This is a genomic window from Nocardia sp. NPDC058499, assembly GCF_042719915.1.
GTDB lineage: Bacteria > Actinomycetota > Actinomycetes > Mycobacteriales > Mycobacteriaceae > Nocardia.
In genome coordinates this window covers 502344-515892 of record NZ_JBHXMZ010000003.1, presented here as the reverse complement: position 1 = coordinate 515892, position 13549 = coordinate 502344, and the positions used below count along the sequence as shown (strand labels likewise).

The 13549-nt window shown below is 69.0% G+C and carries 8 protein-coding genes and 1 pseudogene; 3 read left to right on the top strand and 6 right to left on the bottom strand.

Going from position 1 to position 13549, the window contains the following annotated elements; all coding sequences use genetic code 11:
* Positions 1-59: 59 nt before the first annotated feature.
* From ACFWPH_RS12565 to ACFWPH_RS12555, 3 genes are all read right to left on the bottom strand, one after another.
* Positions 60-776: an ESX secretion-associated protein EspG gene (locus ACFWPH_RS12565; protein WP_378750306.1), complete on the bottom strand. Its 717-nt coding sequence runs from the start codon at positions 774-776 to the stop codon at positions 60-62.
* Entirely contained in the window at positions 776-2470 is a 1695-nt protein-coding gene (locus tag ACFWPH_RS12560) for a hypothetical protein (RefSeq protein WP_378750304.1), read from the bottom strand. Before ACFWPH_RS12560 ends, ACFWPH_RS12565 begins: the two co-directional genes overlap by 1 nt.
* A gap of 103 nt (positions 2471-2573) precedes the next feature.
* Positions 2574-2948 (bottom strand): hypothetical protein, encoded by a 375-nt coding sequence (locus ACFWPH_RS12555; RefSeq protein ID WP_378750302.1) that lies wholly within the window; start codon positions 2946-2948, stop codon positions 2574-2576.
* A 650-nt stretch (positions 2949-3598) separates the two neighbouring features.
* Here ACFWPH_RS12555 and ACFWPH_RS12550 point away from each other — a divergent pair.
* The gene (locus ACFWPH_RS12550) at positions 3599-4879 is read left to right on the top strand and encodes an ROK family protein (protein ID WP_378750300.1); all 1281 of its coding nucleotides are present in this window, start codon (positions 3599-3601) and stop codon (positions 4877-4879) included.
* 319 nt (positions 4880-5198) lie between these two features.
* Here ACFWPH_RS12550 and ACFWPH_RS12545 read toward each other — a convergent pair whose 3' ends face one another.
* Positions 5199-6797 (bottom strand): DUF2207 family protein, encoded by a 1599-nt coding sequence (locus tag ACFWPH_RS12545; protein WP_378750298.1) that lies wholly within the window; start codon positions 6795-6797, stop codon positions 5199-5201.
* 320 nt (positions 6798-7117) lie between these two features.
* On the opposite strand from ACFWPH_RS12545, the gene ACFWPH_RS12540 reads away from it, so the two are divergent.
* A complete protein-coding gene (locus tag ACFWPH_RS12540) occupies positions 7118-8029 on the top strand; it encodes a neutral zinc metallopeptidase (protein WP_378750296.1) in 912 nt (303 codons plus the stop codon).
* Position 8030: 1 nt separating this feature from the next.
* Here the strand turns inward: ACFWPH_RS12540 and ACFWPH_RS12535 are convergent, their stop codons facing one another.
* On the bottom strand, positions 8031-8726 hold the full coding sequence (locus ACFWPH_RS12535) for a TetR/AcrR family transcriptional regulator (protein ID WP_378750294.1): 696 nt from the start codon (positions 8724-8726) through the stop codon (positions 8031-8033).
* Positions 8723-10999 (bottom strand): MMPL family transporter, encoded by a 2277-nt coding sequence (locus tag ACFWPH_RS12530; protein ID WP_378750292.1) that lies wholly within the window; start codon positions 10997-10999, stop codon positions 8723-8725. The genes ACFWPH_RS12535 and ACFWPH_RS12530 overlap by 4 nt, the downstream gene beginning before the upstream one ends.
* Positions 11000-11135: 136 nt before the next feature.
* Between ACFWPH_RS12530 and ACFWPH_RS12525 the strand changes: the two are divergent.
* Positions 11136-12719: pseudogene (locus ACFWPH_RS12525) on the top strand (DNA polymerase III subunit gamma and tau); the annotation flags it as partial.
* Positions 12720-13549 lie beyond the last annotated feature (830 nt).

Below are 13549 nucleotides of genomic sequence, written 5' to 3'. Positions count from 1 at the left end.
AGTGAAGAACCGGGCCTATAAGGGCCCCATCCCTCGAGACGCGGAGCGGCTCCAAAATTTCAGCGGAGGCGCGCGAGCCGGGTGAGTTCGGCGGCCAGACCGGAATCGCCGGCCGGGGTGAGCGACAGATCGGCACCGGCGGCCAGCAGATAGCGTCCGTCGCCGGTGAAATCCAGCCAGGTGCGGTGGATCGGGGGCGGCGACATCGGATTCTCCGGTGCGATGGTGATGGTGAAGAACCCGCGAGCGTCGATCGGCCGGTGCAGCGCCTCCCGCAGCCGGCGCGCCCGGATCTCCGCGGGGCCGGGCGCGGCGGGGCCCTGCTCCGGGCAGAGCACCGCCGCGCGTGGTTCGCGCATAGCGGGTAATCGGCCGGGCCGGGCCGGGCCCAAGGTGCTGACCAGATGTTTGCCCACGGCGCGCGCATGACAGGCGATCAGGGTGATCTCCCCGTTCCGCGCGCGTAGCAGCGCGCCCCAATTGCCGAACCCGACCGCCACCGCGAGCACAGGATCGCCGCGCCGGCCGGAACCGTCGAAATCATCCCCGAATATGGTCACCCGCGTGACATCGGTCCGGGCGAGAAACCGCAGAGTTCCGGTGAGGTCTGGGTCGCCGTTGGACGGAAACCGGTGTTCCAACCCCAGTGCCGACCGCGCGCTTTCGGTGGCGGCGGTGGCTCGCGGCGCGAGATCGATGGGATGGGGCCGCCGGTCGAGTCCGGTCTCGGTCTGCCAGATGTAGCTGAACTCGTCCGGCGTGAACACCCATTCCATCAGCGGTTCCCGGCACCCGGATCGCCGCGTTCGGCTCGCTCGGTTTCGGTGTATTCGCCGAGAACCGGTGGCACCCTGGGCTCGGTCGCGGTCAGTTCTTCGTTTGCCGTGTGCAGGTAGTCGGGGCTGGTCCGCTCGGAATCGGGCGGGCGGGCGGGAGGCGCACCGGCGGTCGATGGCAGGGGCATGCCTGTCGGGACCAGCCGTATCGGCCGCTGCCCGGGATGGTCGTGTCCTTCCGCCGTTGAACTGTTCGGGCCCGTTCCGGCGGGGCCGAGCGCTTCGCGTTGCCCGGGCAGCGGTGGATGAACCGGTTCGGGATGGCCGGCCGGGGTCCGGACGGAGGGGGCGTGGGAATAGGGGGCAGCCGCCGGCCCGGAGCCGGCGGGCGGGATTGCCGACGCCGAACGGTGTTGTGGCGTATTGGAGCCGGGTGCGGGGCCCGGGGGCCCGCCGGCCGAACCGTGGCCGGGCCCGGCGCCACCACCTGTGGGGCCGGGCGGCGAGGTGGGAACAGGTCCGGCCGGGGCTGGGCCTGCCGGGCCGGGTACGGCCGGGATCGGGGTGGCTGCGCCGGGCCCGGCCAGGGGCGGGGCCGCTGCGCCGGTGGTGGTTGGACTCGCCGGTGAGCGCGGCGAAAGGTCGGTGACGCCCGGGTTGCCGGTCGTGCCTGTTCCCCGGTCGACCGGTGCCGCGGAGGGTTGCACGGCGGGCTCCGAGCGTGTGGGTTCGGCGCCCGGCGCGGACGAGGCAGCGGGTGCTGTATCGGCCGCAGGCGCGTCCGGATGCCGGGATGAGTCGGGGGCCGGAGTGTTGTCCGGCTGTGGAGATTCGGCCGGAGGCCCTGAGGCGTCCGCCGGGGAGCCTGCTTCCGGTGACGAGTCGGAGCGGGCACCCGCCGATTGCGATTCGTTTTCCGCAACGGTCGGCATGGGCGCCGCATCGTTGCCGGGCGACGGTTGCGGCCCATCGCCGACTCGGTCGGACACGGGGGCAGTAGCCCCGTCGATATGCGAAGGCGCGGATTCCGGCGGATCGGTCTCCGGCGCTCCGGGGGTCGCTCCGGTGTCCGTGCCCGGGTCTCGGCGCGAAACCGCTGGTATACCCGGACCTTCCGGTGCCGTGGCGACCACGGCGGGAAACCGGGGAACGCTGTCGCCGCTCGCCGGGATGGTCGGGTTGTACCCGAAGGCCATGGCGTCCTGTGCGGTCGCTGTCGCCGCGGCCGCCGCGAGGTTGTAGGTCGTACGCCGCTGCCCTCCGGTGGCTGCCTCCACAGCCGAATCCGGATCCGGCCGGTACGGTTCCGGTGGCGGTGGGATGGCGGCCCGGACCGATTCGGCGGCATCGGAATTCGCCGTCATGAGATGCCGGACCGCGCGGCAGACTTCGACGGTATCGTCACCGGCCTGTACCAGGGCGGTTGCGGCCTGCATCGCCGCGGCTGCCGCGATACCGGACCATTCGGCGGACAGCCGGGTGAGTTCGCGGGCGTGCTCGTCGAATGCCGATTCCAATGCGTCGGCGGTACGACCCCACGCGTCGGCGACCCGGCGTAGCTCGGCCGGTGCCAGTCGCTCGCGTGCGAGGTCCCAGATCTGCTGATGGGTATAGGCGTCGAATACTTCACGATCCGGTACGTAGGCCGGATCGGTGCCGGTACTCGTCGTACCGGTCTGCCCCTGATAGGTCACGGTCGGCCCCCTTGCCTGTCGGTCCTGAACACCGAAAACGTGATCCGGACCGTGTGGTTTCAATTCTTTTGCACCCCTGCGTGATTCGATATGATGCCGTACTTCAGGGGGTATCCGCCAGCGCAGCGGCCAGAGCAGCGGCGTTCGCCGCATCGGCCTCTTCGAACAGTGCCGCCGCGGCCAGGTAGGCCGCCTTGTGGCGGAGGGTGGCCTGTTCGAAAGCGTCGAGTACCTCGAGGACCTCCCGGCCCTTCGCGTCGAACCCCACGGTCAGCGCCCGTCCCGAGGGAAGGTCCGGAAATCCGGACACCTGGGTGAGGTCCGCGGCGCCGGTTCTGGCCTGCTGCACTCGTTCGACGAGCCGATCACAGGAGGCGGCGAGTTCGCGGGCCGCATCCGCCGACATATGGAATTCCCCGGCCCGGGCCGATTCGTACAGCCGAATCCCCGCCTGCTGCCCCAGATCTGGTACGGACATCGTCTTCCCCCTTCGGACTCCCCGCCTCGTGGTCGGAGCATAGCAGCGGGAAAGGCCCCGGACCAGGGTCGATGTACCCCGGGTGCGGAATTGTGCCGGCCCCGGCCGGGCGCCCGCGCCGATTCTCCGCGCCATCGGGGAGAATATTCCCCGGATAATTCCGGACAATAATTCCGCATCCGCACCGGAAGAATATTCTCCGGAAACTCTCGGGGAATATCCGAGCGCCGGACGCCGTGATTCACCCGGTGTTTGCGGATATCGGGCAACCGGCGCATACGGTCGTCCGGCCAGGCCTCCCCAATACACATTCTTTGGTCGCCGGCCCGGGTGGGCGACCGATGTGCCACGGCCGGAAGACTCGCCGAGAATCAGTCCCTGAGCTGGAGAAACGCCCGGATGCCGGATGCGGCACGAACGAACCTCTTGGTGCGGCGCCGTACCGGATGTTAATTTATTTGTTATGTCTACCAGCGGCACCGCACCGAAGCCGGTCACATATGTGACCGCCGCGCTCGGTCTGCGCTTGCCGCTCACCCGTGAGTTGTGTTGCTCCCGCCGCCGCGGTTGAGCGATTCCGATCCACTCGCCGCCTCGTTGCAGCATCTGTAGGCATATACCGGCGTAGCCGGAATAATCGAGGAAATCATATGGCTGTCCGCACCGCCGAACGCATTGCGTCGCAGGCTTCCACCACCCGTACCCGTGTTCCCCGCCCCGTCGTGCCCCCGGACCTGCGGATCTCCGATAACCCCGCCGCCGCCGTGCTGCGGTCGGCCGCCACCGGGCCGGTGTTCCGTGACAAAACTGCCCGCGCCACCGGATTGAGTATCGCCACCGTCAATCGCCAGGTTTCCGCGCTGCTCACCGCCGGACTGCTGCGCGAACGTGCCGATCTGACCGCCTCCGGTGCGGTGGGGCGGCCTCGCGTTCCGTTCGAGGTGGATATCGACACCTTCGGCACCCTGGGTATCCATATCGGCTCCGCGACCACCCGTATCGTGATCGCCGATCTACGGGGGCGCATCCTCGGCGGGCTCACCATCGCCACTCCGCAAACCGGTCAGGAATTCGCGGTCAAAACTGTCGCGCACAGCGCGAAATCCTTTCTGCAGCGCTGGTATCGGCGCACACCGCTATGGGTGGGTGTGGCGATCGGCGGCCGGGTCGATCCGAGTACCGGAGTGGTCGACCATCCGAAACTCGGCTGGCAGGCGGCACCGGTGGGTGCGGTGTTCAGCGAGGTGCTCGGGCTGCCGATCTCGGTGGCGCCCCATGTCGAGGCGATGGCCGCCGCGGAGCTCTTGTTGCCCGGCGTACAGCAGGATTCGGCCGCGGTGCCGGAACAAGCGCCTGCGCACGGCAGCAGCCTGTACTTCTATGTCCGTGAGATGGTGGGGATTTCGGTAACCCTGGACGGTCGCGTGCACACCCCGAACAACGGTCCGGGTTCGATTGCGCACCTACCGACCGGCTCCGATGTCGAATGCCAGTGCGGCCGGCGCGGCTGCTTGGAGGCCACCGTCAGCGATCGCGCGCTACACGCCCGTGCGGTGGGCCGCGGAATCATTCCCGCATACAACGGAAAAGCCAGTTCGACCATCGGCGATCTCTACCGCGCCGCGGTAAATGGTTCGGAACCGGCACGCGAGTTGCTCGCCGAACGCGCCACCGTGCTGGGGCAGACGGTCGCCCTGGTCCGGGATATGCTCAACCCGGACCGCGTGGTGCTCGGCGGACAGGCCTTCACCACCTATCGTCCCGGCCTGGCGCATGTGGCGCGCTCGTTCAACGAGGCGACGGTACTGCCGCCCACCGATATCCGTGTCACCGGCTACGCCTCGAAGGTGCAGGAGTTCGCGGCCGTGGTCACTTCGCTGAGCGCTCTGTACGCCGACCCTGTTGCTGCGTTGCGTCGTATCCAGGCCTGACAGCGTGTCCGATAACTCGCACGGGTTATCGGACACCGCCGTTTTCGGGCGTTGTCGGTGCATACCCCGACCCGGGGTGTGCACCTCGGTTCCCCGCGTCATCCGGGACGGTTTCACCGGCACCGACAGGGTGCAAGTCAGCACCTTCCCGGCCGGACAGACACGCCGGCCGGACGGGCCGCGATCCGGTCGGTGATCACGGCATCCAACGCTCGGGGCTCTACCCGGTCTCGGGTGGATCCGAGTTCGCGATCACACCCGCGATCGGGGCTCCGAGGGTGGAGTTCGAAGTGGGGGCCGGAAGGACAGGGCCCGAACGTCAGTGCGCCGAGAACACGCCTTCCACCGCGGTGATGAAGTACGGGAAGTGTCCGGCGAACCGGTGCAGGTCCCGGTCGCCCTCGAAACCGCCGAACCAGTACAGACCGGGATCGTCGTCGGCGGACGGGTCGATATCGCGGAACGTGCGCACCCAGTTGTCGGCGCGGCTCCAGACGATCATGTAGGGCAGTCCGCGGGAGAACACCAGTTCCCTGTCGCCGGCGGGGATCTGCGCGCTGTTCACTTGTTCCAGGCCCTGTTGCAGTCCGCGTACCTGGCCGGTGAGTGCGCGCCCGTAGGCGGTGCGGGTGGGCAGGAAACGCTGGGCGGCGAACAGTCCGGCGCCGGCCAGTGCGATCGCGACGCCCACCAGCGCATGGCCGGAAAGCAGGGCCGCGGCGACGGTTACCCCGGCGCCGAGCACGATCAGGGCGGCGCCGAGCCAGAGTGGGATGCGACGGCGCGCCGGGTCGATGAACGCGCCACGATCCACCGCGTCGGCGAGCATCGTGCCGCGTAGTGGTTCGGTCGCGAGCCGGCCCGGGGCACCCAGATCGGCGATCGCGACCTCGTCCGTACCCGCGGGGAGCAGGGCGTCGTAGACCGCTCGCTCGTAGGCCCGGAGCTGTTCGTCGGCCGGGTTGACCCGGATCATCCGCCACTGGGTTTCGCCGATGCGCCCGATCCAGAGGTAGTTGCGCACCGCCAGGTCGACGACGGTCGCGGCGATATCGGTGGTATCGGCGTGCCCGTCGAGCAGAACTCCCGCTTCGCCGGGCAGGATGCCCGCGGGGGAGCTGAACTGGGTGCGGCCCTCGGCGTGGACCAGCGGCTGCATCGGTTCGGCGGCACCGGTCTGCCGGCGTGCCCAGACGATATAGCCGGCGAGTGCGGCCAATGTGGCCAGCAGCAGGGCGAAAGCGGCGAGGACTGGACCGGTGATCGCGAACGGCGAGTTTCCGGGACCGCTGATATCGGCGTTCGACGGTACGGTGCCGGGCGGGATCTGCAGCGTCAGATCGACCGATTCGCCCTTGCGCAGGTTTGTCTGGTCCAGGTACAGCACACCGTCGGGTTCGATGCGCACCTGGGCGCAGGGCCGCGTGTTACCGATCGGCCCCAGTAGGCATTCCACGATGCCCATTTCGAAACTCGGGCTGATCAGGCTGGCGTGGATCTCGGCGATATCGACGTTGAGCACCCCGAACCAGCGGAAAACCTGGCTGCCCTCGGCGTCGCTGACCGTGTTCTGCACCGAGTAGCGGAAGGTCGATTCGCCGGGCCCGGCCTCGATGGTGAACAGGTCATCGGCCACCTGTGCGGTTCCGGGACCGGTCGTTTCGATATCGGTGACCGTGAACCGGCGTTCGGAATCCTCACTGATCTGCACCCGCAGCGGCAGGGACATGGTGAATTGTTCACCGGGCGGGACGGTCACCCGCTCGGTCACCTCGAGGACGCCCTCGCGGCTGAGTGTCATGTCCAAGTTCAGAATCACACCGGCGGGTTCCTGTGCCCGGGCGGTGGGCGTGAACAGGGTGAACAATCCGGTCAGTGCGAGTAGTAGCGCCGCGGCGCCCCCCCGAAAAGTGAGCATGGTCCGTAACTTTAGACAGCTTGCTATCCTGCGTCAGCGGCTGTTGGCGTTCCGAGAATTCGAGAGGGACCGGGGGAGTGACTCGACCACCTTATGAACGTGGACCGGTTCCTCCTGGTAGACAGCCGATCCCACCACACGGGCGTCCGCCGTACGGACCGCCGCCGGGCCGGCCGCAGCAGCCGCCGCACGGTATGCGCCCGGGATACCCGGCCGCACCGGGGTATCCGCCGCAGCAGCGGCCCGGTTATCCGCCGCGGCCCGGTCCGCCGCCGCAGCGTGGTCCGATACCGGGATACCGGCCGATCGTCGCCCCGCCCATGCCACCGCCCGTCCCGCAGCGGCCGCCGCGTGGCCGTGCGCCCCGGCCGCGGCGTGGTGGCGCACGGACGCTGTGGATACTTCTGGCGGTCATCGCTTTCGTGGTGGCGGCATTGGTTCGCGGAGCGCTGGATTCGGGTGGCCTGAGCGTGCTCGGACCGCAACCCGACCGCGGGTACGACACGGGCGTGACCGGACCGTCCGAAACCGGAACCAACCCGCTGCTCATCGATACCGGCGCGACCCTCATCCCCGCCAACTGCCCCTACACCGAGTGGTCGACCGACGAGGAAACGGCGCGCGCCTTCTTCGGCAGCGCCGAAAAATGCCTGGAGGCGGCGTGGCAGCCGGTACTGGAAGCCGCGGGGTTGCCGTTCGAACCGCCGACTGTCGAGGTATCGGCCACCACCGACGGCATATCCACCCCCTGCACCGGCTCGACCAGTAATTTCGCCGCCTTCTACTGTCCCGCCAATCGCACCGTCTATATGCCGATCAGCCAGCTGCAGACCGATTACTACGGGGACAACTGGGTGGTCTACCTGTCGGTGTTCGCGCACGAATACGGCCACCACATCCAGAACCTGTCCGGCATCCTGCTCGCGGCCAATGGTGAACGTGTCGATGTGGGTGCGCAGAGCCCGGACGGCCTGGAACTGTCGCGGCGGGTCGAACTGCAGGCCAACTGTTTCGACGGTATGTACCTGGTGTCCTCGGCCGACGGTGGTTCGCTGACCGCCGAGCAGATGTCGCAGGCGCGCACCGACGCCGACAACCGTGGTGATCAAAGCGGCGATATGCGCGATCACGGCACGCCGGAGAACGGTGGCCGCTGGTTCGGGCTCGGCGTGGAGCACAACCGGACGGCCCAGTGCAATACGTTCACCGCGCCGGATGATGCGGTGAGCTGAATCAGTCCGCGGCTGTTCCGGTGCCGCGCACTCGATGTCGTAAACGGGTCAGCCAGTCCGTCATTTCTTCCGGACCTGCCTCGGGGCCGATCAATTCGGTGACAACGTGTCCGGCGCAGGCCGCGTCGAGCACGCGGGCCGCCACGGCCATCGGATCCCCCCACGGCAGGAATGGTTTCGCCAGCAGCAGGGAAGCGATACCGTGCGCGGCGGCCCAGAGTTCCAGAACCAGCGGGGTCGGGTCGCCGCGGTCGATCAACCCGTCCGCCATGGCCTCTTCGACCGTGGCCGCGAAGAACCGGAAGGCGCCACTGGTCAGGACGAGATCCACCGCGCCGTGGCTATGGGTGGGGATGGTGGCCAGCCGGTACTGCTCGGGATGGTCGAGGGCGAAACGGATATAGGCAAGGCCGAGCCGCCGCAGCCGCAGTGGCGGCGGATCGGCCGGGTCCACCGCGGCCTGCATCGCGGTGTTCAATGCCTCGAAGACCTCGGCCACCGCGGCCTCGATCAGTGCGTCCTTATCGGCGAAATGCCGATAGATCGACGGTGCGCTGACACCCACCATCCCCGCGACCGCGCGGATGGATACGGCCTCGACACTGCCCGTCCGTTCGAGCAGTTCGCGGGTGGCGGCGATGATCTCCGCCCGTAAACGGCCACCGGTTCCGCGCGGTGACCGCGGCCGCCCGGTCATACCCGCACCGGTGGTTCGGCGGCGGCCGGCCGCGGTTCGGTTTCCTCGCCGAGCCCGAACCGGTCGTGCAGGCGGGCCAGCGGTTTCGGGGCCCACCAGTTGAGCGGGCCCATCAACCGCATCAGCGCCGGCACCAGCAGCGCCCGGATGATGGTGGCGTCGGCCAGCACCGTCAACGTCAAACCCAACCCCATCAGCTGGATGAACGAGACCTGCGAGGTGGCCAGTGCGCCGATCACAATGGCCATCAGCACGGCGGCGGCGGTGAAGATCCGGCCGGTGCGGGCTACGCCGATGGCGACGGATGCGGTGTTGTCCTCCGCCGCGAGTTCGCTACCGGTGCGGCCGGCGCGACGGCGCAGCCATTCCTCCCGGATCCGCGACAGCAGGAATACCTCGTAATCCATGGATAGGCCGAAGGCCAGGCAGAACATGAGGATCGGCATGGTCGGCACCAGGTAGCCGACGGCGGTGAAGCCGAGCAGGCCCTCGAGGTGCCCGTCCTGGAATATCCACACCATGGCGCCGAATGCGGCGGTCAGCGAAAGGGTGTTCAACAGCAGCGCTTTCAGTGGCAGGATCACGCTGCCGGTGAACAGGAACAGCACGGCGAACGTGGCCAGCACGATGAGAAGTGCCGCCAGGGGGAGCCGGTCGGCGAGTGCGTCGAGGGAATCTTCGTTCATCGCGGCGGCGCCGGAGAACAGCGGGGGCGCCGGTGCCGGTACCGCCCGGAGCTCCGTCAGTTGATCGCCCCCGGCGGGGGAGAACGGGTCGAGGGAGGTGTTCACGGTCAGATAGGTGCCGGTGTCGTTGGCCATTCCCGGTGGGGTGGGCGCGAGCCGGTTACCGGAGACATAGACGCCCGCGCTGGACAGCACGCCCGTGACATCGTCGACTTCGGACAGCCGGGCCGCGTAGGCGCCGACACCCTGTTCGTCCTGGTAGCCGTCCAGCACGATCGTGGTGTTGCCGCCCGGATCGGCGCGCGGGAATTCGGCGCGCACCTCGTCACCCACCTGCCGGCTGGCGGCGGTCTCCGGGAGTACGCGCTCGTCGGGGTAGCCGAATTTCACGGACAGGAACGGTGATCCCAGCGCGAGCAGCAGCGCCACGATCACCACGGATACCGGGATCGCGAACCGCATCACCCGTAGCACCAGCCGGTACCAGCCCGTCTGTTCCGGGACCATGGCGCCCAGCGGCGCCGGCTCGCGTCCGAACAAACGCAGCAGCGGTGCGCGCAGGTCCAGGGCGTTCACCCGGTGACCCAGCAGTACCAGCGCTGCCGGCAGCACGATCACCGACGCCGCCGCGGCGGCCACCACGACCGCCACACCGGAGTAGGCGAACGAACGCAGGAAGTACAGGTCGAACACCAGCATCGCCGAAAGCGACAGTGCCACGGTGAGGGCGGAGAACAGTACGGTGCGGCCCGCTGTCTGCAAGGCGCGCACGGTCGCGGCGCGGGGGTCCAGGCCGCCCGCGAGTTCCTCCCGGAACCGGCTCACGATGAACAGGCTGTAGTCGATCGCCAGCGCCAGGCCGAGTGCGGTGGTGAGGTTCATCGCGTAGATGGACACATCGGTGAACAGCGTGAACAGCCGCAGAATCGCCAATGTGGCGGCGATCGCGAACAAGCCGACCAACAGTGGCAGCGACGCCGCGACCAGGCTGCCGAACACCAATATCAGCACGACCAGGGTCAGCGGTATGGCCGCGGCCTCGGCGACCGCCAGATCGTGGGTGATCTGCTCGTTGACCTCGTGGAAGGTGGCGGCCGCGCCACCTGCCCGGATAGTGACCCCGTCGGTTGTGCCGGTCACCTGGGCGCTGATCTCACCCGCCGCTTCCTGCATCTGGGTTTCGTCGCCGGCCAGATGTACGGCGATGAGCCCGGAATTGCCGTCGGTGCTGCGTAGTGCCGAGGCCACCGCGGGCGAGGGTGCGGTCCAGTACGACTGGACGCTGGTGGTGCCGGGATGCGCGCGAATCGTATCGACGGCCGCCTGTGCCCGGGCCTGTGCAGCGGGTGTATCGACACCTTCCGGGGAGTCGACCAGCAGGATGTAGTTGGGTGCGGCGCCTTCGAAATTCTCCGCGAGCAACTCCGTGGCCTGCGTCGATTCCGCATCGGAGGAGACGAATCCACCCGATTTCAGTCCCGACGCCGCGGTGGCGCCGAAGACGCCGCACAGCAGCGCGACGGCCAGTGCGCCGACGAGTATCGCCCGCGGAGATCTCGTGACGAGTTGTGCGATTCGGATCAGCATGTGCAGGGCCCCCGCGTCGATAGGTTAGTGGCGTTAGCGTAACGCTGTTAACTCATCGATGGAAGACCTTTCCTCTCGAGTGGTCCGCCGACGGGCCGAGCCCCCACACGTCGTAGTCGCGCCCTACACTCTCCGCGTGGCTCTGTACCGGAAGTACCGACCGGCAACGTTCGCTGACGTCGTGGGCCAGGAGCATGTCACCGACCCGCTGTGTACTGCGCTCGATACCGGGCGGATCAGTCATGCGTACCTGTTCTCCGGTCCGCGCGGATGCGGCAAGACCTCGTCCGCCCGGATCCTGGCGCGGTCGCTGAACTGCGTGGAAGGCCCCACCTCGACCCCGTGTGGTACCTGCGCCTCCTGCGTATCCCTCGCTCCGGGCGGCGGCGGGAACCTCGATGTGATCGAACTCGACGCGGCCAGCCACGGCGGTGTGGACGACACCCGGGAACTGCGCGACCGCGCCTTCTATGCGCCTGCCGAGTCCCGCTACCGGGTGTTCATCGTCGACGAGGCGCATATGGTGACCACCGCCGGGTTCAATGCGCTGCTCAAGATCGTCGAAGAACCGCCGGCACATCTGATCTTCGTATTCGCCACCACCGAGCCCGAAAAAGTGCTGCCGACCATTCGGTCGCGCACCCACCACTACCCGTTCCGGCTGCTACCGCCCGCCACTATGCGGGGACTGCTCGGCGATATCTGCGCCCAGGAGCACGTACCGGTGGACGAGGCGGTGTATCCGCTGGTCATCCGGGCCGGCGGTGGTTCCCCGCGGGATAGTTTGAGTGTTCTCGACCAGTTGCTCGCGGGCGCCGGCAGTGACGGCGTCACCTATACGCGCGCCGTCGCGCTGCTGGGGGTGACCGATGTGGCGTTGATCGACGATGCGATCGACGCGCTGTCCGCCGGCGACGGTGCCGCGCTGTTCCGCACGGTGGACCGGGTGATGGAAGCCGGTCACGACCCGCGCCGTTTCGCGGTGGATCTGCTCGAACGGCTACGCGACCTGATCCTGATGCAGGCCGTACCGGATGCCACCGAACGCGGTCTCGTCGCCGCACCCGGCGATCTGCTGGACCGGATGCGCGATCAAGCCGCCCGGCTGGGTCCCGCGACGCTCACCCGCTGCGCCGAACTGCTGCATACCGGCCTGGGGGAGATGCGCGGCGCGACAGCGCCGCGGCTGCTGCTCGAGGTCGTGTGTTCCCGCATGCTGCTCCCGGCGGCCGATACTTCCGATGCCGCAACTCTGCAGCGGCTGGAACAGCTGGAGCGGCGGGTGGCTTCCGGGGTCGCGGCGGCTCCGGCCGGTGCTGCTGTGGAGCCCGGGCAGGTGTCCGGCGGTGCGCCCCCGCCACCCGCCCGTCCGGCCGCGGACCCGTCGCGCCGACGTGGGGCCGAAGCGCTGGCGGCGCTGCGCGAATCCAAGACTGCGCACACATCCGGCGGTTCCCCCGCCGCTACCCCGCCGGGCGGCCACACTGCGGGCCCCGCTCCGCGACCGGGGGAACCGGATCCTCGGAATGAAACAGCCTCTGCGGCACAGGAGTCGGCCGACGCAGCGGTGGCATCGGCGGGAAGTGGCGCACAGCGCGCGCCCGCGGTCGGCCGGCCCTCTGGACCATCGCAGCCGCCGGGGGAGGTGCGGACCGATATCGCCGAACCCGGCAGTTCCGGGCATCCACAAGGCGCTTCGCAAGCCGGAGACAACGGTCCGGCGGCGGGCCCCGCCGATGCGGGCAGTGCGGATACGCGGGCGGCGATCGGCGCGGACAGCGGAGCTGGTTCGCCGGCGGAGACCGGCTCGGGAGATCGTGCCGGCGTTCCGGCGGCGCCAGATGACCGCGATAGTCCGGGTGCCGGCACCGGTCCGGAAAACCGGCCGGGCGCTCCGGGGGCTGCTGACCATCGGGTTTCTCCAGCGGGGGGAGCCGGTGCGGACGACCGTGTGGGTGCTCAGGCGGCGCCCGGCGACCAGGACCGTGCGAGGACCGGCGCCGATGAGGGATACCCCCCGTCGGGAGTTCGGGCATCCGCTGGTGAGCGGGATGGTCGGACTACCCAGGTCGGCGCGGATGGCCGTGCGGGGGCGCATGCGGGCGCCGGCGATCGGGATCATCAGGGTGCCCGAGCCGGGGAGGAAGATCGTGCGGGCGCGCAGGCGACGGGTGACAGGGACCGTATGGATGCCGGCTCCGGTGCGGGAGATCAGCCGGGAACACAGGCGTCTGCTGGTGAGCGGGATCGTCCGGCGGTGCGGGCCGGGGAGCAAGGTCGTGCGGGGGCTCAGGTAGCGCCCGGCAGCCGGGACAGTGCCAGTGCCGACGTAGCCGAGAGTGGCGGCGCGGGTGATCGGAAACTTGCGGCGACGGGCGCGGACGCCCCCGCTGGGGATCACGATGGCGCCCCCCGGCCCGATGGCGGCTCGACCGCACCCGCCGGGCAACTCGGCGCGGATGCCGACGCCGAGCTGCTGGTGGCCGTGGAGGCTGCCTGGGCCGATATCAAGGTGAAGGTCCGGGACTTCGGGCCGACCATCGGCGCGAT

What these genes read in the sequence shown, in the direction of transcription:
- ACFWPH_RS12565 (WP_378750306.1), bottom strand. Translation starts at nt 776, where the DNA reads ATGGAATGGGTGTTCACGCCGGACGAGTTCAGCTACATCTGGCAGACC.
- ACFWPH_RS12540 (WP_378750296.1), top strand. Translation starts at nt 7,118, where the DNA reads ATGCCACCGCCCGTCCCGCAGCGGCCGCCGCGTGGCCGTGCGCCCCGG.
- ACFWPH_RS12530 (WP_378750292.1), bottom strand. Translation starts at nt 10,999, where the DNA reads ATGCTGATCCGAATCGCACAACTCGTCACGAGATCTCCGCGGGCGATA.
- ACFWPH_RS12555 (WP_378750302.1), bottom strand. Translation starts at nt 2,948, where the DNA reads ATGTCCGTACCAGATCTGGGGCAGCAGGCGGGGATTCGGCTGTACGAA.
- ACFWPH_RS12545 (WP_378750298.1), bottom strand. Translation starts at nt 6,797, where the DNA reads ATGCTCACTTTTCGGGGGGGCGCCGCGGCGCTACTACTCGCACTGACC.
- ACFWPH_RS12550 (WP_378750300.1), top strand. Translation starts at nt 3,599, where the DNA reads ATGGCTGTCCGCACCGCCGAACGCATTGCGTCGCAGGCTTCCACCACC.
- ACFWPH_RS12535 (WP_378750294.1), bottom strand. Translation starts at nt 8,726, where the DNA reads ATGACCGGGCGGCCGCGGTCACCGCGCGGAACCGGTGGCCGTTTACGG.